Here is an 18,411-nt window from a genome sequence, read left to right as displayed (position 1 = left end):
TTTTTACTTTTCTAACTCGCCGCGCTGGAACTCACCAGCCGCTTTAACGAAACCTGCAAACAATGGGTGACCATCGCGAGGTGTTGAAGTGAACTCTGGGTGGAATTGAGCAGCAACGAACCATGGGTGGTTCGGGTTCTCAATAACTTCAACCAGTTTCTTGTCCGCAGATAGACCCGATACTTTTAGGCCCGCTTTTTCGATTTGTGGACGAAGATTGTTGTTCACTTCGTAACGGTGACGGTGACGTTCATGGATCGTCGCGCTACCGTATAATTCGTAAGCTTTCGTACCTTTCGCTAGGTGACAAAGCTGTGAACCAAGACGCATTGTGCCGCCTAGGTCAGATGATTCTGTACGCTCTTCAACTTTACCTTCGCCATCAGTCCATTCAGTGATAAGACCGACAACTGGGTACTTAGTTTCAGTACAGAATTCAGAAGAGTGCGCCCCTTCCATTTTAGCAACGTTACGAGCGTACTCGATAAGCGCTACTTGCATACCTAGACAGATACCTAAGTACGGTACTTTGTTTTCACGAGCGTATTGAGCAGCAAGAATCTTACCTTCAACACCACGATCACCAAAGCCACCAGGAACTAGGATTGCATCTAGGCCTTCTAAAACTTCTACGCCACGAGACTCAACATCTTGTGAATCTACGTATTTAATATTAACGCTTAGGCGGTTTTTCAAGCCTGCGTGTTTTAGCGCTTCATTTACTGATTTGTATGCGTCTGGTAGTTCAATGTACTTACCAACCATACCAATCGTCACTTCACCCGTTGGGTTAGCTTCTTCGTAAATTACTTGTTCCCATTCAGACAGGTCTGCTTCTGGAGCTGTGATGCCGAAACGCTTACATACAAGTTCATCAGTGCCTTGAGCTTTAATAAGCTGAGGGATCTTGTAGATAGAGTCAACATCGCGCATAGAAATAACTGCATTTTCTTGCACATTACAGAACAGAGCAATTTTCTTACGCTCGTTCGAAGGAATGTTGCGATCTGAACGACAAACTAGGATGTCTGGCTGAATACCAATAGACAGTAGCTCTTTTACAGAGTGTTGCGTTGGCTTAGTTTTCACTTCGCCCGCTGCTGCTAGGTATGGCACTAGAGTAAGGTGCATGAACATTGCGCGTTCACGGCCTAGTTCTACTGCTAGCTGACGAATCGCTTCCATGAATGGTAGAGATTCGATATCACCAACCGTACCACCAACTTCAACGATCGCGATATCGTGGCCAGCTGCGCCAGAAATAACACGCTCTTTGATAGAGTTAGTGATGTGTGGGATAACCTGAATTGTTGCACCTAGGTAATCACCGCGACGCTCTTTAGCGAGTACGTCTGAGTAAACACGACCTGCAGTGAAGTTGTTACGCTTAGTCATCTTGGTGCGAATGAATCGCTCATAGTGACCAAGGTCAAGGTCTGTTTCAGCGCCATCTTCCGTAACGAACACTTCACCGTGCTGAGTCGGGCTCATAGTGCCTGGATCAACGTTGATGTAAGGGTCAAGCTTCATCATAGTCACTTTAAGACCACGAGCTTCTAAAATAGCCGCAAGAGATGCTGCAGCAATACCTTTACCTAGAGAGGATACAACCCCGCCAGTAACAAAAATGTAATTTGTCGTCATGTTTAACCTGAAATTGGTTGAATGAGGGAAATGGACTACTTCTGGACGGGATGAAAATATACCAGAAGCCCCTTATCGCCACAACGTGAAATCTATCACACTGCTATTTTTTATTTTTTGCTTCAAATCAATTCATGATAAAAGCTTTGGTTATCTTTTCTCCGCCACTTTGACTTCATCCCACATGGAATCAAGCTGTTGTAGTGAAAAATCGGTCAAATTTTTATCTTGCTGACGAACTTTTTGTTCCACCCCTTTAAAGCGACGCGAAAACTTCAGATTGGCTTTGTTCAGCGCCGTTTCTGGATTTTTACCTAAATGTCGCACCAAATTGACCGTCGCAAACAGCAAATCACCTAACTCTTCTTCAACCAAATCTTCGTTAGGTGTGACTTGAAGTGCCTCTTCCAGCACCTCGTCAACTTCCTCTAAAACCTTATCAGCGACTGGACCAATTGAGTCCCAGTCAAAGCCAAATTTCGCGACCTGCTTTTGAATCTTTGTAGCACGCGAAAGCGCAGGTAGAGAGTTTGGTATTGAGTCTAGAATACTTTCTTGAGTTTTGCCTGCTTGTGCTTTTTCTTTAGCTTTTTCCGCTTCCCAGTTGGCATTGATTTCTTCATCACTGGCAAACTCGGTATCAGAGAACACATGCGGGTGACGTCGTGTTAACTTCTCATTGATGCCGTCAACCACATCAGAGAACTCAAAAAGCCCCTGTTCTTTCGCTAACTGGCTATAAAAGATTACCTGAAACAGCAAGTCACCCAACTCTTCTTGTAGATTCGGCCAGTCTTTGTTGTGAATCGCATCCACCACTTCGTACGTCTCTTCGATAGTATGCGGGACAATTGTTTCAAAATTTTGTTTTAAATCCCAAGGACAGCCACCTTCTGGATCGCGCAGCTTAGTCATGATCTGTTCAAGTTGTTCAATCGGGTGATTCATCGTTTTCTTCCTATTACTGTCTTTGATTTTTAAATTTATAACGTCTTCTAAAACTAAAAAAGGTGAGCAGCCAAAACCACTCACCTTTCTATTCTTTCCGTCATCCCCAAGAGTGAAGAATGAGCGAGTTGGGGATCTCAAACCGCTTGGCGAGATTCCCTATCACGTTCGTCCCTCACTGTCGGGAATGACGAGGATCGTATTTTAGACTATCCCAACCTTTTTACTGACATAACATCTTTGATCTGCTCGACTCGACTTGTCACTCGACTTAAGATCTCAATATTGGTCACTTCCAAATCGAAATCCATTACCGACAACTGACGTTTATAGTCGATACGGCTCTTCATTGTGGTCACGCTGATCTTCTCGTTCGAAAACAGTGAGGTGATGTCTTTCAGTAAACCATTACGCTCTAGCGCTTCAACACGCAACGTTAGGATGTAAGAACCAACAAAACCATTACCCCAAACCGTATCAATGATGCGCTCTGGTGCATGTAGACTTAGCTCACTAAGCTGTTCGCAATCGCTACGGTGAACTGAGATACCACGACCTTGAGTGATGTAGCCTTTGATGGTGTCGCCAGGGATTGGCTGACAACAACGTGCAAGGTGCGTCATTAGGTTATCAACGCCTTCAACGACTACAGCATCTTTCTTAGGACGACTCTGTTGTGCTGGCTTGTTTTCTGACTCAAGCAGTTTCTCTAGCGCTTTCTTGTCTTCTTCTTCGGCTGTTGGCTTGTTCACCAGAGCATTGATGTGATTAACCACTTGGTTAATGCGCAAGTCACCACTACCGATGCCTGCATAAAGCTCATCTGGCGTGTTCACGTTAAAGCGTCTTAGCGCGTATTGGTCGGCATCTTTTAGAGTTGCACCAACCTTCGCTAATTCAACCTCAAGGATGTCACGACCCGCTTCTAGGTTCTTCTCACGACTTTGCGCACGGAACCAAGCGTTGATTTTCGCACGAGCACGTCCAGAGTGAACGAAACCTGTGGTTGGGTTCAGCCAATCACGAGATGGGTTTGGCTCTTTCTGTGTGATGATCTCTACTTGGTCGCCCATTGATAACTTGTGGGTGAACGGTACGATACGCCCTGCCACTTTGGCACCGATACAACGGTGTCCAACCATCGAGTGGATGTGATAAGCAAAGTCCAACGGAGTAGCACCCATTGGTAAGTCAACCACATCACCACGCGGTGTAAACGCGTATACGCGGTCATCGAATACTTGGCTACGAACTTCATCCAGCATCTCGCCAGAATCCGACATCTCTTCCTGCCAATCGATAAGCTTACGCAACCAAGTAATTTTCTCGTCGTAACCACTGCGGCCGCTTGAAGCACCTTCTTTGTACTTCCAGTGCGCAGCAACACCAAGTTCTGAGTCTTCGTGCATTTGCTTGGTACGAATCTGAATCTCAATGGTCTTGCCTTCAGGGCCAAGAACAACCGTGTGAATCGACTGGTAGCCATTTGGCTTAGGATTCGCCACATAGTCGTCAAATTCGCTTGGTAGATGTTTGTATTTGGTATGAACGACACCTAGACCGGCATAACAGTCTTGAAGTTGGTCGGCGATGATACGCACAGCTCGCACGTCAAAAAGTTCATCGAAGGCCAAGCCTTTCTTCTGCATTTTACGCCAGATGCTGTAGATGTGTTTTGGTCGACCGCTGACTTCAGCATTAATGCTTGAACGGTTCATTTCTGCCGTTAAGTCGTCAACGAAATCTGTAATGTATTGTTCACGTACGATACGACGCTCAGACAACTGTTTAGCGATCTGCTTGTAAGTGTCTGGTTGTTGGTAGCGGAATGCGTAGTCTTCGATTTCCCACTTAAGCTGACCAATACCTAAACGGTTAGCCAGTGGTGCATAGATGTTAGAACACTCTTTTGCTGCCGCGCGGCGCACAGCATCAGGTGCCTTTTTCACCTCGATAAGGTTACAGATTCGCTCTGCTAGCTTGATGACTACGCAGCGGAAGTCGTCAACCATTGCTAATAGCATGCGACGAACGTTATCGACTTGACCCGAGGCTGCACTGCCTTCAAGGGTCACGTTAAGCTGGCCCAAGGCCGCCATTTCTTCAACGCCATCAATCAACTTTACGGTTTCTTTGCCATAGCTTTCTTCAAACGCTTCGCGCTCAAAAACGCCGCTAGAGACGACAGGGAAAAGTTGTGCAGCAATTAAAGTGGCACGGTCCATGGACAAGGTGACCAAGATTTCGATCATCTCGCGGCCACGCCAAAGCAAGAGCGATGCTTGCTCGTGATCTTTTAAAAGTTCTTCACAGTGACGATAAACTTTGATCAGTTTATTCGAGGTTTTTGCGTCTTGATTCAATGACGCAATCCAACTTTCTAGCTCAAACTGTTCGCTTGGGTTTAAATGTGCGCTTCGTACCGCAACCATCATGCCTTCCTAGTTATTCTGTTTATACCCAATTCAATATGACTAACTGGTTCCAAGTTAGTTCGACCATATTGATATCAGCGCAAGTTTCCCTGCGCCTTTGTGATTCATTTTGAAGCCTTGTTTAAGGGCCTCTAAGCCTTGATAAAGAGAGCCATTGATTCTAGATGACTGGTGTGTGGGAACATGTCCAACATACCAAGTTTGGCTAATTGGTAGCCTTGTTTTTCTAAGCTCTCAGAATCTCTAGCTAGAGTAGCAGGATTACACGAAACATAAACTACACGCTTCGCTCCTAACGCTGAAATTTGATCAACGATCCCACTCGCTCCAGCCCTTGCAGGGTCGAGCAGTACTTTATCGAATTTCTCTTTTGCCCAAGGCTGTGAAGATAAGTCTTCTTCAAGGTTAGCTTGGTAAAACTCGGTATTACTCAACTGGTTTAATTCTGCATTCGACGTGGCCTGTTGTACCATTTCATCAACACCTTCCACACCAACCACAAACGCCGATTGTTGTGCGATAGGCAGGCTGAAGTTACCTAACCCACAAAACAGGTCAAGCACTCGTTCATCCGCTTTAGGCTCTAACCACTCAATCGCTTGAGACACCATCTGTTGGTTTACCTTCTGGTTAACCTGAATAAAGTGGTTTGGTTCAAACGGCAATGTCACACCCGTTTCTTTATAAGCTGGCGCATCACCCACTAAGCGAAGCAATTTGTCGGTTTCTGGCATCGAGTACAGCGTCGCGCCTTCCTCTTTCGCTAATGTGATCAGCGCTTGCTCATCTTTCTCTACCAAAGGCTTAAGGTGACGCAGAACCATAACAGGGCTAGTATCGCCCAATACCAATTCAACGTGTCCTAAAGAGGTAAGGTTGCTGAAAGTGTTGAGTAAATTTTTCAGCTTTGGCAGCAATACATTCAGGCGAGGATCAAGCACGGCACAGTCGGTGATGTTTTCGATCTGCTTACTTTGCTTCTTGCGGAAACCGAACTGAAGTTTTTGTGTTTTCTTATCAACAAACAGGCTGATACGCGCACGACGTCGGTAACCCGTTTCATCACCCACAATCGGTTGGGCAACTTCGGTCTTATCCGTCTTATATTGGTTCATTAAGTGCGTGAGAGATTGTGCCTTGTGCTCAATCTGAGATTCATAACCAAGGTGCTGAAGATGGCAGCCGCCACACTTATTAAAGTGTTTACAAAAAGGCTTTAAACGTTGCTCGCTCGGTTTCAATAATTTGATGAGTTTTGCGCGTGCAAATTTACTCTTACTCTCAGTAAGTTGAATAACCACCTGCTCACCGGGCAATGCGCCATCAATGAAAACAGGTTTGTTTTTCTGATAAGCGATGCCAGCGCCATTGTGATCCATTCGTTCAACTAAAACCGATTGATGCTTGGTCTCGAGTTGAGTTTTCTTTTTTGGTTGGAAAAAACGTGCCATTGCTTGTGCCTAATGTATCTTTTAATAAGTAATTGGTATCCAGGACTCACTATTCTGTCTTGGAATCATTGTCGAACGTCACGGCTTTGATTAAGCTTACCGTTCACTTAACCGCCATTGTGTGCGTTATTTTCCCATATCCAGACCTCGATGTAATTAAAGAACATGACCAGATATGGCTTAAGAGCCCGTGTAATTACCTTAACTCTAGCTCCAACCCTGATTATTGGGTTGCTATTGAGTGCATTTTTCTCATTTAACCGCTATCAAGACCTTGAGGGGCAAGTGGTTAACACTGGTACTAGCATCATTGAACCACTGGCGATTGCGAGTGAATCCGGCATGCAACTCGAAAGCCGAGAGTCTGTTCGTCAGCTAATTAGCTATGCGCATCGAAAGAATTCTAAGCTTGTGCGCAGTATTGCGGTGTTTGATGAGCGACACGAATTGTTCGTAACCTCAAACTTCCACCCTGATTTTGAAAGCCTGACTTATCCCAAAGATAAACCGATCCCGCATTTGAGCTCGTCGAACCTGCTCGATAATACGCTGATTCTTCGGACGCCGATTATTGCGGAAGGTCAGTACATCAACTCAGCCAATGGCCAATCACAAGCCAACCAAGCCATTGGTTATATCGCGATTGAGTTAGACCTATCTTCACTTCGTTTGCAGCAATATCAAGAGGTGTTCTCTGCCTTCTTGGTACTGATTCTTGGGCTGGGTCTTTCTGGTGTGTTCGCTTTCCGTTTGATGCACGATGTAACTCAACCGATCACGCACATGAAGAACATGGTCGACAGGATTCGTCGTGGTCACTTGGATGTCCGTATCGAAGGCAAAATGCACGGTGAGTTGGACTCGCTAAAAAATGGTATCAACGCGATGGCGGTGTCGCTGTCGGAATATCACGTCGAGATGCAACACAGTATCGACCAAGCGACTTCGGATCTACGTGAAACTCTTGAACAGTTAGAGATTCAAAACGTTGAGTTAGACATCGCGAAAAAACGAGCACAAGAAGCGGCGCGTGTTAAATCTGAGTTCTTGGCCAACATGTCTCACGAGCTAAGAACACCACTCAACGGCGTTATTGGTTTTACTCGTCAGATGCTTAAAACACATCTCTCGAACAGCCAAACCGATTATCTACAAACCATTGAACGCTCGGCGAACAACCTACTGAGTATCATCAACGATATCTTGGACTTCTCGAAACTTGAGGCCGGTAAGTTAGCCCTAGAAAACATTCCATTTGAATTCCAAGCGAGTCTTGAAGAGGTTGTGAACCTTCAAGCGACCAACGCCCATGAGAAAGGGTTAGAACTAACGCTGAAGATCGATCCGAAAGTGCCACCAGGCGTTGTTGGTGACCCACTGCGTATCCAGCAGATCCTAACCAACCTCGTTGGTAACTCAATCAAGTTTACTGAACGTGGCAACATTGATATCAGTGTTGAACTGCGCTCGCAAAGCGAAGACAACATCGAGCTACAGTTCATGGTTCGTGATACCGGTATTGGTATCTCTGAGCGTCAACAAGCTCAGCTATTCCAAGCCTTCAGCCAAGCGGATGCGAGTATCTCTCGTCGCTATGGCGGTACAGGCCTAGGTCTAGTAATCACCCAGAAGCTTGTTAGCCAAATGGGTGGTGAGATCAGTCTAACCAGTCGCCTGCACCAAGGTTCAACCTTCTGGTTCACCTTAAGGCTTTCGACCACCGATATGCCAATGACCGAGCTGATTGAGACTCAATGTCTGCAAGACAAGCAACTGCTGCTTATCGAACCAAACATGCAAGCAGCTTCAATTACTCAGCAAATTCTGACTCAAGAAGGCTTAGTCGTTACCTACCGTTCAGTGATGCCGGACGAGTCGACCTCATACGACTACGTTCTACTTAACCTTGCGGCCAACCAAGATTACCAATTTGATACCGTAAGCGGCTGGGCAATTGGGGCGAAGAAGATTGCTCAGAACGTGATCATTGGTACGCCAAGTACCGAGCTCGCACTAGGTGAACAACTAATGAAAGAGGTTGATGTACAGTGCATCACCAAGCCTCTATCTCGTAAGAAGCTACTGCAAACTTTGGTGTCTAACCAAGCGCCAACCTTGATAGCACCAGCGATTGAAACCCATTCTGAAGAGAAGCTACCGCTTACTGTAATGGCCGTGGACGACAACCCAGCCAACCTTAAGTTGATTACCGCGCTGCTTAAAGAGCGTGTAGAAACCGTTATCAGTTGTACTAGCGGACAGCAGGCGATCGACAAGGCGACAGAAACACCATTTGATATCATCTTTATGGATATTCAAATGCCACAAATGGATGGTGTGACGGCTTGTGAGAATATTAAGAAGCTGGCGAACAATGCTAATACGCCAGTCATTGCCGTGACCGCTCATGCGATGATTGGCGAGCGTGACCGACTGCTTGAAGCGGGTATGGATGATTACCTAACCAAGCCAATTGAAGAGCATGTGTTACAGCAGGTTTTGATTCACTGGAGCCCGACCTCAGAGGTTGAGCACATCGAGAAGATAAACCCAGACCACCCAGCAGTCTCGGCTGAAATCGATAACAGCCAAGTGTCAGAAACGGAAGCAAGTGTGCACAAGAACATCATCATTGATTGGCAAGCGGCAATGAAACAAGCCGCCAATAAAGAAGACCTCGCACGCGATATGCTTCAAATGCTAGTCGATTTCATTCCTGAGGTTTATGAGGCCGCAGAGAAAGCCATTGAAGACAGCGACTACCCTGTTGAACAACTGATACACATCATCCACAAGATGCATGGCAGCAGCTCGTACAGTGGCGTTCCAAGGCTAAAATCGGTATGTGCAACGATAGAAAAAGAACTACGTTCAGGCACTTCTGTTGAAGATATTGAGCCGGAGCTTTTTGAACTTCAGGATGAGCTAGAGAAAGTTCAAGCCACAGCAATTCACTATTTGAAACCGGCGAAGGCTTAACGAATAGTTGTTCAAAAAAATCGTTAAACGGTTTTCCAGTCAATAAAAAAGCAGAGCTCATAAGCTCTGCTTTTTTTGTTTTGTAGCGAGTCGCTAATCAAACATTAGATTCAGGTTAGCCGCAATCAATTACGATTCGAGTAACACGGTTGCCACAGCGTAGTGGCGTTCATCTGAGATCGTCAGGTGAATTGATGTTGTGCCACTCGCCTCTGCAATTTCACGCGCTTTCTTGTGTAAGCTCAATACTGGCTTACCATGCTCATCGTTTGAAATCTCAAAGTCGTGGAAGGTCACACCCAGCGCAATCCCCGTACCTAACGCCTTAGATGCTGCTTCTTTAGCGGCAAAGCGTTTTGCAAGATAACGGCCTTTTTGCTTCAACTGTTGGAATACTTCAAACTCAGAATCCGTCAAAATACGTTGAGCAAAAGCGTCGCCACTTCGCGACAGCGCCTTCTCGACACGTTCGATTTCTGCGATATCTGTACCTAATCCAACAACTGCCATGTTTCCTCTACTACTTAACTTCTATCTAATGATTCACTGCACATCGCTTAGTGCCGACGACTTGCCGAACTAAGCGTTGTTACGTGCTGTTTCCATAATTGCTTTCATGTCTGCAACGGCTTTGTTTAAGCCATCAAACACTGCACGTCCCATGATCGAGTGACCGATGTTCAACTCGTAGATCTCTGGAAGTGCCGCAATTGGCGCAACGTTGTGGTAAGTCAGACCATGACCCGCATTGACTGTGATACCTAGGTCATCTGCATAGCTTGCGCCTGCTGCGATCTTCTTAAGCTCGTCTTGTTGGTCTTCTTCTGTCTTAGCATCAGCATAGTGACCCGTGTGCAGTTCAATGAACGGTGCACCACACGCTTTTGCTGCGTCAATTTGCTCACGGTCAGCATCGATAAATAGAGATACCTTGATGCCCGCTGCAGACAGTTTTTGCGTCGCCGCTTTGATCTTCTCAAGCTGACCAACCACGTCCAAGCCACCTTCAGTGGTTAGCTCTTCACGTTTTTCGGGAACCAGACAAACAAACTCAGGATTAGTATCGAGTGCAATTTGAACCATCTCGTCCGTTACGGCCATCTCCAAGTTCATGCGAGTTTGAAGTGTTTCAGCCAGAATACGCACATCGCGATCAACGATATGACGACGGTCTTCACGCAAGTGAATAGTAATGCCGTCTGCACCAGCACGTTCAGCAATTTCAGCTGCGTGTACTGGATCTGGGTATTTAGTACCACGTGCATTACGTAGTGTTGCAATATGGTCGATATTAACGCCTAAAAGGATTGAGCTCATTTTCCAATACTCCGTGCTCTAGAGAGGGCTATTGTTGGCATAAATAGCTCTCTACTTTTTAATGGTTTGCCGCCAAGATACGGCTTTAAGGCTATGCGTGTAAAGCGTTTTGCCGCTTTTAACTGCTCTTTAGTGATAAACCTACGTTCGCTGATTGCAATAAGTTCATCGCCCATAAAAGTCAGGTTATCTCGACGCACTGAAGCGATGAAACCTTTCTGCTCTCGGTAACGATAAGTCATGGTTGGATCGATGGCTTCACCTGTGCCTGCGCAGTGTAAAAAGTCGACCCCATAGCCCATTGCAGATAACAGAGCCAACTCAAAACGACGCAGTGCTGGCTCAGGGTTCTCATTATGCGCGAGCTCTGTTAAAGCATGAAGATAGTCGTGAAAAAGTGCAGGCATGGGTACTTCAGCCATCAATACGCGGCCGATGAGCTCATTCACATACATGGCGGAATACAGGTTTATACCCGCAAGAGGAAGCCCCAAGCTGATAGGTTCAGCTTGGCGTAAGGTTTTCATCGAACCATTACCAGACCACTTAAGCAGTAGCGGCGTAAAAGGCTGCAATGCACCTTTCAAATTGGAACGCTTGCTGCGTGCGCCTTTAGACATCAACGTCATCCGACCGAACTCTTCACTGAAGACGTCCAAGATCAGACTCGACTCACTGTATGGTCGACGGTGCAACACAAAGCATCGCTGTAACCCTTCGCTCAATCACTTACCCTTATTACAGATACAAAAAGAGAGAGTTCGCACTCTCTCTTGGATTTATCTTCAGTTCAACTTTCTTACTTGTCAATTTTTACTATTAGAAAGTGACGTTCAATATATTATAGATCGTCGATGTAGCCTAACGAACGAAGTGCACGCTCATCATCAGCCCAGCCAGATTTAACCTTGACCCAAGTCTCTAGGTAAACCTTACGACCGAATAGCTCTTCCATATCGATACGCGCTTCACGACCAATCGTTTTGATCTTCTCGCCCGCTTTACCAATCACCATTTTCTTCTGACCAGTACGTTCAACAAGAATCAGAGCATTGATGTGGAAACCATCGTTATCTGGGTTGTAATCGAAGCGTTCAATTTCAACCGTTACCGAGTAAGGTAGCTCGTCACCCGTAAAGCGCATTAGCTTTTCACGGATAATTTCAGATGCCATAAAGCGTTGCGAGCGATCCGTCACGTATTCTTCTGGGAAGTGGTGAGTCGCTTTTGGTAAGTGTTCACGTACGTGCTTACGCAGTACATCAATGTTCTTACCTTGCTTCGCAGAGATTGGCACAACATCAATGAAGTCCATCTTCTTAGAAACTTCCATCATGTGTTGCATGACGTTCGTACGGTCTTGAACGTTATCTACTTTGTTGATGCAAAGTACAACTGGGAAGTCGGTCTTCTTCAGTTTGTTCAGAACCATTTCATCGTCGTCAGTCCAGTGAGTACCGTCGACAAGGAAGAATACTAGGTTTACATCACTCAGTGAGCTGTTCGCCGCACGGTTCATCAAACGGTTGATTGCACGCTTTTCTTCAATATGAAGTCCAGGAGTATCAACGAAGATCGCTTGGTAATCACCTTCAGTTTCCACGCCCATAATACGGTGACGTGTCGTCTGTGGTTTACGTGATGTAATAGAGATCTTCTGACCCAGAATATGGTTCAGAAGCGTCGACTTACCTACATTTGGGCGACCGACAATAGCGATGAAGCCACAGTGTTGGTTTTCCGGTAGGCCTGTTTGTTTGCTATCAGATGAAAAGAATGCATCGATATCGAAATCTTGGTTGTTATCAGACATTGCTTAGTTGCTCTAATGCTGTTTCAGCAGCCGCTTGTTCTGCCTTGCGGCGGCTAGTGCCTTTACCGATAACAGGTTTATCCACACCTGCCACTTCACACTCAACCGTAAATTCTTGGTTGTGTGCTTCACCTTTAATATTAGTCACTGTGTAGACAGGTAGAGGATTTCTTCGACCTTGCAAAAACTCTTGAAGACGAGTTTTCGGATCTTTTTGAGATACTCCAGGCTGAATTGCTTCTAGGCGAGATTGGTACCAGCTTAAAATAATGCCGCGAACCGTCTCAGTATCACTATCTAAATAGACAGCGCCGATGATCGCTTCAACTGCATCCGCTAGAATAGAATCACGACGGAAACCGCCACTCTTCAACTCACCTGGACCTAATTTTAAGTAATCTCCTAGTTCGAATTCACGACCTAGTTCTGCCAATGTATGACCACGTACTAATGTTGCGCGCATGCGGCTCATATCACCTTCGTTTACCTTAGGAAAACGGTGGTAAAGATCATCAGCGATAACAAAACTTAAAATTGAATCGCCCAGAAACTCAAGACGTTCGTTATGTTTACCTGCGGCGCTGCGGTGAGTCAGCGCCAAGTGGATAAGATCGGCATCATTAAACTGATAGCCAATCTTTCTCTCTAGTTTATCAATTGGAGAATTCATGCTCTCTCGATGTGTTAATTGATCGATTAATGAATCCCACCGATGCGATTAAAACGCACACCAGTAGGAATCCATGTTGGAAGTACACTGTCTGAACCACGTTCGAACTCGAAGCTGATCCAAATAGCAACGGCCTTACCAACAAGGTTTGCTTCAGGGACAAAGCCCCAGTAACGGCTATCAGCACTGTTGTCACGGTTATCACCCATCACAAAGTACTGGCCTTCTGGAACGACCCACTCGTTAACACCATTGCGAGGCTGGTATGCTTGCACACGGTCGCGGCGTAATGGGTTAACTAAAATTTGGTGCTCTACGTCTCCAAGCTGTTCATTCAGCTGAATCAGAGGCACACCATCTTGAACAAATTGGCTTTCTTCAACGTTACTTAATTTTACTGGTTCACAGCTACTTGTACCCTTCGCTTGAATGCAAATCTCTTTACGACTGCTGTAGCGGATGGTGTCACCTGGCATACCAACAACACGCTTGATGTAGTCGATGTTAGGCTGAGGTGGGTACTTAAATACGATTGAATCACCACGCTCTGGCTTGCCCGTTTCTACCAATTGAGTGCGCCATACAGGGTCTTTTAGACCGTACGCGTACTTCTCTACCAAGATGAAGTCGCCAACCAAAAGCGTTGGCATCATCGAGCCAGAAGGGATTTGAAACGGTTCATAAATAAATGAACGCAGAACCAAAACAAATGCAATTACCGGGAAAATGGAAACACTGTTCTCAACCCACCAAGGCTGAGCCGTAACTTTTGCGCTGGTTTCAGCGTCTAGGCCATTCGATTGTGCTTCAACGTCAGCCAGTTTTTGTTGGCGCTTCTTCGCCCACACAAACTTTTCCAACGCCCATACAATGCCAGTCACTAGAGTTACGATCACTAAGATAAGCGAAAATGTATTAGCCATTGATATCCCTTAAATTTCATTTCTTTAAAAATAACGAAAGTGAAAGAGTATAACCCTTTCACTCTGCTTAATATTTCTAATCTGTATCAATCATGCTGACTAAATGCTGGGGAGATTACGCAGGAAAAATCGTTTAGTTCGAGGCGCAAAGTGCAGTGACTAGTGGGCCTAATTACAATCTTTGCAACAAAGAAATAAACGATTTTAACCAGTAATGTTCAGCAGGTAGTTAGTGCGATTGATACCTAGTCTTTACCAACATGAAGAATCGCTAAGAATGCTTCTTGAGGCAGTTCAACGTTACCGATCTGCTTCATACGCTTCTTACCTTCTTTCTGTTTCTTAAGAAGTTTCTTCTTACGACTGATATCACCACCGTAACATTTTGCGATTACGTTCTTACGCAGTTGTTTCACTGTAGAACGAGCAATGATGTGGTTACCAATCGCTGCTTGAATCGCGATATCGAACATCTGACGAGGGATGAATTCTTTCATCTTCTCAACCAGTAGACGACCACGAGACTGAGCAATGTCTTTGTGCGTGATGATAGCCAGTGCATCAACCGTTTCGCCATTCAACAATACGTCTACACGTACCATGTTTGATGGCTCGTAACGTTGGAAGTTGTAATCCAATGATGCGTAACCACGAGACGTTGATTTCAGACGGTCGAAGAAGTCTAGAACTACTTCTGCCATAGGAAGATCGTATGTCACAGCAACTTGGTTACCGTGGTAAACCATGTCTACTTGTACGCCACGCTTCTCAACACACAGTGTGATTACGTTACCTAGGTAGTCCGAAGGTACCAAAATATTACAGCGTGCAATTGGCTCACGAATTTCTTCTAGGTCATTAACCGCTGGCAGTTTAGCCGGGCTATCAACGTAAAGAACCGTTTTATCTGTTTTTACGACTTCATACACTACTGTTGGAGCAGTTGTGATTAGGTCTAGGTCGTATTCACGCTCTAGACGCTCTTGGATGATCTCCATGTGAAGCATTCCTAAGAAGCCACAACGGAAACCAAAACCAAGTGCTGCCGAACTTTCTGGTTCGAAGAACAATGACGCATCGTTCAGGCTTAGTTTGCCTAGTGCATCACGGAAGTTTTCGTAGTCATCAGATGAAACAGGGAACAGGCCTGCGTATACCTGAGGCTTCACTTTTTGGAAACCAGGTAGACGTTCAGTGCTGCCGCCTTTAGCAAGCGTCAACGTATCACCAACCGGTGCACCTAGGATGTCTTTAATACCACAAACAACCCAACCTACTTCGCCAGTATTTAGCTCAGTGGTGTCGATTTGCTTAGGTGTGAAGATACCTAGACGGTCAACACCCCAAACTTGGTCTGTCGACATTACGCGAATCTTGTCGTTCTTCTTCAATGTACCGTTCTTGATACGAACCAAAGAAACAACGCCAAGGTAGTTATCGAACCAAGAGTCAATGATCAACGCTTGTAGAGGCGCTTCAGGATCACCTTCCGGTGGTGGGATAGCCGTTACGATGTTTTCTAGAACATCATCAACACCTAAACCTGTTTTCGCAGAACAGCGAGTCGCTTCCATCGCATCGATGCCAACGATCTCTTCGATCTCTTCAGCAACACGCTCAGGTTCCGCAGCTGGTAGGTCAATCTTGTTCAAGATTGGCACCACTTCCAGTTCCATTTCGATTGCTGTGTAACAGTTTGCTAGAGTTTGTGCTTCAACACCTTGACCAGCATCCACTACAAGTAGTGCGCCTTCACAAGCCGCTAGAGAACGAGATACTTCGTACGAGAAGTCTACGTGTCCAGGAGTGTCGATAAAGTTAAGTTGGTAAGTCTCACCATCTTTAGCTTTGTAATCTAAAGTCACACTCTGCGCTTTAATTGTAATACCACGCTCGCGTTCTATATCCATAGAATCGAGGACTTGAGCTGCCATCTCACGTTCACTTAATCCTCCACAAACTTGGATTAAGCGGTCAGAAAGGGTCGACTTACCGTGGTCGATGTGGGCGATAATCGAAAAATTACGAATGTGCTTCATAGGCTTGGTGTGACTAAACTCTTTGAATAGGGATAATAAGAAAGCCGCTATGCTTCCAATCTAGCATCAGCATTGGTGGCGGCATTTCAATCAAGTTGGCAGATTCTACCCAATTTAAGGGCAATAAGCATCATAAATTAGACGAGAGACTCACCTAGGATTCGAATCAAGACGACTTCTTGCTTGGATTTGTCTTCCATAGGTTTGGCTAGCCGCTTCGCTAAGGCAATACCACCAGCAGTAAATAGTGCAGCACAGAGTATAACAATCCCCTCGCCCCCTTGGAGTAAGGGTTGTAACAAGAGTTGTCCAACGCCAGCACCAATCATCAACATGAAAAGTGGGATGAGGTAAACGATAGCTGCCGACTGAAGCAGGCTTTTTTCTGGGAAGCCGATCTCTACGATTTGTCCGGCTTTAACAAGGCTTTTGGTTTTAAGCTGCCAAAACAACGATTTATTGCCTACAGCCTTGGTGACGATACCGGTTCCACAGCTTTTTTGAGAAGAGCAGCTGCTGCAACTGGTTTGTTGTTCGCAGCTCAGTTGAACAAAATATTGCTTACCTTTTTGTTCGACTGAGCTAACGGTCGCCAGCGCGGTCATCATTGCGCTGGTGCCGAATTATTGAACGTAACTGACTGAGCAATTCGCTTGGCCGTTGCTGGCGGAATATCACCAACCACGGAGATTTCTCGGTCGCCAATCACTAAGCTGTGTAAGGTTCTGCGTCCTTGGCGTACCAGTTGCCCTTTCAATGAATGTTCATCTTTATCGGCGATGTACACCGAAAAGCTAAACAATCCATCACTGAAAAGCTGACTCTCGACCATTTTTTCGGTCGCTGCCATTTGGTAACGGCTAAGCTCTTTCGACTTAAACCCTTCTGGCACCCAAGACGCTTGCCAGTTGGTATCACTTACCAAGCCTTCAGGTAGTGATAAAACCTTCGGCAATTTCGCTTGGTTTAAACCACCCATCGCTTCTGCGATCTTGTCATTCACCACGTAAGAAATAGTGCGGTACTGTTCAAGCACTTCACCGTCACGATCTAAGAGATCGGCACGCAGAGGAAGGTTCGTTTTCTCGTCGACCCAAACTACGTATGAGTAACGAAGGCCATCTTTCGGCACGACGCGCAATACTTGTGTGGTGCTGCCCGCTTCACGAGAGCGTCCAACTTTTACGAAGTCGTAGTATTGGTTAAGAGAGTCGATATCTCGGTTAATCATCGGAATGACAGGTGCAACCATGCTGCCCGATTGAATGGTAAATGGCTCTGTACCCGGTTCTATGTAGCTAACTTCATTGCCACGTCGAATGACCTCACGAACAGGGCCGCTTAGGTAAACAAGGTGTGCAAGTTGTTGGTCGTCGTTAACTGCATGACGATAAAGCAGAGGTTCAATACTGCTCTTCTTTATCAATATGTAGGAGAGTTCGTAATTTAGATGCTGACTGGCCTCGTTCATTTGATGCAACAAGGCCTTTGCAGTGGGTTCCTCTGCAAAGGCTGCTGGAGACATCAAGCTGAACAGTGTCAGTGCACTGACCAGGATTTTCTTCATTCAATGTCCGATTCTAGATGTGCATCTTGCATTGGAGATGCATCACTGTTTAATCTTAGTTGTAGCTCATAATCTTCTAACATTGCATGAACGCGTTTACGTTGCTCTTGCAAGTTAGCTTCAGATGCCGGCTTCTCAACAGAGTCGCGCGTTAAGCTTACTGGTTCCGCAGAACCCGCAAATGGAATCGTCTGTAGTACAGGCAATTGCTCAGGTGCTGCAGGGTCGCTGCCACCATATTGCTGAACACCGAGTACAACGGCTAGCGATACACAGGCTGCCACGGCAACTTGTCCAAACTGCTGTAACCACGCAGGAAGCTGACGCTTCGCTTGCTGAGGTTTCGGCTGCTCTTCAATTGGAGCAACAGTAGGTTCAACATTCACTTGGTGCAGGTTCGGCATTGCACTATGTGCAGGCTCAGCTTCAAGCGCCGCTGCCACACTGTCAGCAATGTTCCAATCTTGAGTTTCTGGCGCATCCCCACGCATTACATCACCAATTAAATGGTAACTCTGCCAGGTATTCATGCTTTCTTGATCAGATTCAAGGTCTACAATGAGAGCTTTATCGATCGTTTCACCATCCATGAGTGCCGAAAGCTTTTCTTTATCAGCCATTATTT

Annotated in this window: 15 protein-coding genes; 1 reads left to right on the top strand and 14 read right to left on the bottom strand. The window is 45.8% G+C overall.

Annotated elements, in window-relative coordinates:
- Positions 1-3: 3 nt before the first annotated feature.
- The 4 genes from L1D37_RS15750 to rlmD form a co-directional block, all read right to left on the bottom strand.
- On the bottom strand, positions 4-1,644 hold the full coding sequence (locus tag L1D37_RS15750; RefSeq protein ID WP_017629586.1) for a CTP synthase: 1,641 nt from the start codon (positions 1,642-1,644) through the stop codon (positions 4-6).
- Between the two features lie 150 nt (positions 1,645-1,794).
- Positions 1,795-2,592, bottom strand: a complete 798-nt coding sequence (gene mazG, locus L1D37_RS15745) for a nucleoside triphosphate pyrophosphohydrolase (protein WP_017629585.1) — start codon at positions 2,590-2,592, stop codon at positions 1,795-1,797.
- 209 nt (positions 2,593-2,801) lie between these two features.
- Complete coding sequence (gene relA, locus L1D37_RS15740; RefSeq protein WP_176680446.1) at positions 2,802-5,024, bottom strand: GTP diphosphokinase; 2,223 nt, start codon at positions 5,022-5,024, stop codon at positions 2,802-2,804.
- Positions 5,025-5,158: 134 nt separating this feature from the next.
- Positions 5,159-6,478 (bottom strand): 23S rRNA (uracil(1939)-C(5))-methyltransferase RlmD, encoded by a 1,320-nt coding sequence (gene rlmD, locus L1D37_RS15735; RefSeq protein WP_239848415.1) that lies wholly within the window; start codon positions 6,476-6,478, stop codon positions 5,159-5,161.
- 165 nt (positions 6,479-6,643) lie between these two features.
- Between rlmD and barA the strand changes: the two genes are divergently transcribed.
- Positions 6,644-9,457: a two-component sensor histidine kinase BarA gene (barA, locus tag L1D37_RS15730; RefSeq protein WP_239848414.1), complete on the top strand. Its 2,814-nt coding sequence runs from the start codon at positions 6,644-6,646 to the stop codon at positions 9,455-9,457.
- A gap of 129 nt (positions 9,458-9,586) precedes the next feature.
- Here barA and acpS read toward each other — a convergent pair whose 3' ends face one another.
- From acpS to L1D37_RS15680, 10 genes are all read right to left on the bottom strand, one after another.
- The gene (acpS, locus tag L1D37_RS15725; RefSeq protein ID WP_176680449.1) at positions 9,587-9,967 is read right to left on the bottom strand and encodes a holo-ACP synthase; all 381 of its coding nucleotides are present in this window, start codon (positions 9,965-9,967) and stop codon (positions 9,587-9,589) included.
- Positions 9,968-10,036: 69 nt separating this feature from the next.
- Positions 10,037-10,774: a pyridoxine 5'-phosphate synthase gene (gene pdxJ, locus L1D37_RS15720; RefSeq protein WP_017059040.1), complete on the bottom strand. Its 738-nt coding sequence runs from the start codon at positions 10,772-10,774 to the stop codon at positions 10,037-10,039.
- A complete protein-coding gene (gene recO / locus L1D37_RS15715) occupies positions 10,771-11,499 on the bottom strand; it encodes a DNA repair protein RecO (protein WP_026084110.1) in 729 nt (242 codons plus the stop codon). The genes pdxJ and recO overlap by 4 nt, the downstream gene beginning before the upstream one ends.
- 116 nt (positions 11,500-11,615) lie before the next feature.
- Entirely contained in the window at positions 11,616-12,587 is a 972-nt protein-coding gene (era, locus tag L1D37_RS15710) for a GTPase Era (RefSeq protein WP_017629580.1), read from the bottom strand.
- Positions 12,580-13,257, bottom strand: coding sequence for a ribonuclease III (gene rnc, locus L1D37_RS15705; RefSeq protein ID WP_017629579.1), 678 nt, complete (start codon positions 13,255-13,257; stop codon positions 12,580-12,582). The genes era and rnc overlap by 8 nt, the downstream gene beginning before the upstream one ends.
- Before the next feature lie 26 nt (positions 13,258-13,283).
- Positions 13,284-14,180 (bottom strand): signal peptidase I, encoded by an 897-nt coding sequence (lepB, locus tag L1D37_RS15700; RefSeq protein WP_086711995.1) that lies wholly within the window; start codon positions 14,178-14,180, stop codon positions 13,284-13,286.
- A gap of 245 nt (positions 14,181-14,425) precedes the next feature.
- Positions 14,426-16,219, bottom strand: a complete 1,794-nt coding sequence (lepA, locus tag L1D37_RS15695; RefSeq protein WP_017629577.1) for a translation elongation factor 4 — start codon at positions 16,217-16,219, stop codon at positions 14,426-14,428.
- Positions 16,220-16,356: 137 nt separating this feature from the next.
- Entirely contained in the window at positions 16,357-16,827 is a 471-nt protein-coding gene (locus tag L1D37_RS15690) for a SoxR reducing system RseC family protein (RefSeq protein WP_176680450.1), read from the bottom strand.
- The gene (rseB, locus tag L1D37_RS15685) at positions 16,824-17,786 is read right to left on the bottom strand and encodes a sigma-E factor regulatory protein RseB (RefSeq protein WP_239848413.1); all 963 of its coding nucleotides are present in this window, start codon (positions 17,784-17,786) and stop codon (positions 16,824-16,826) included. The genes L1D37_RS15690 and rseB overlap by 4 nt, the downstream gene beginning before the upstream one ends.
- On the bottom strand, positions 17,783-18,406 hold the full coding sequence (locus L1D37_RS15680; RefSeq protein ID WP_017629574.1) for an RseA family anti-sigma factor: 624 nt from the start codon (positions 18,404-18,406) through the stop codon (positions 17,783-17,785). The genes rseB and L1D37_RS15680 overlap by 4 nt, the downstream gene beginning before the upstream one ends.
- Positions 18,407-18,411 lie beyond the last annotated feature (5 nt).

Origin of the sequence: Vibrio sp. Isolate33, assembly GCF_022397895.1 — a bacterium.
GTDB classification, from domain to species: domain Bacteria; phylum Pseudomonadota; class Gammaproteobacteria; order Enterobacterales; family Vibrionaceae; genus Vibrio; species Vibrio pomeroyi.
Note: the sequence above shows the minus strand (reverse complement) of the source record. Positions and strands in the feature narration are given on the sequence as shown.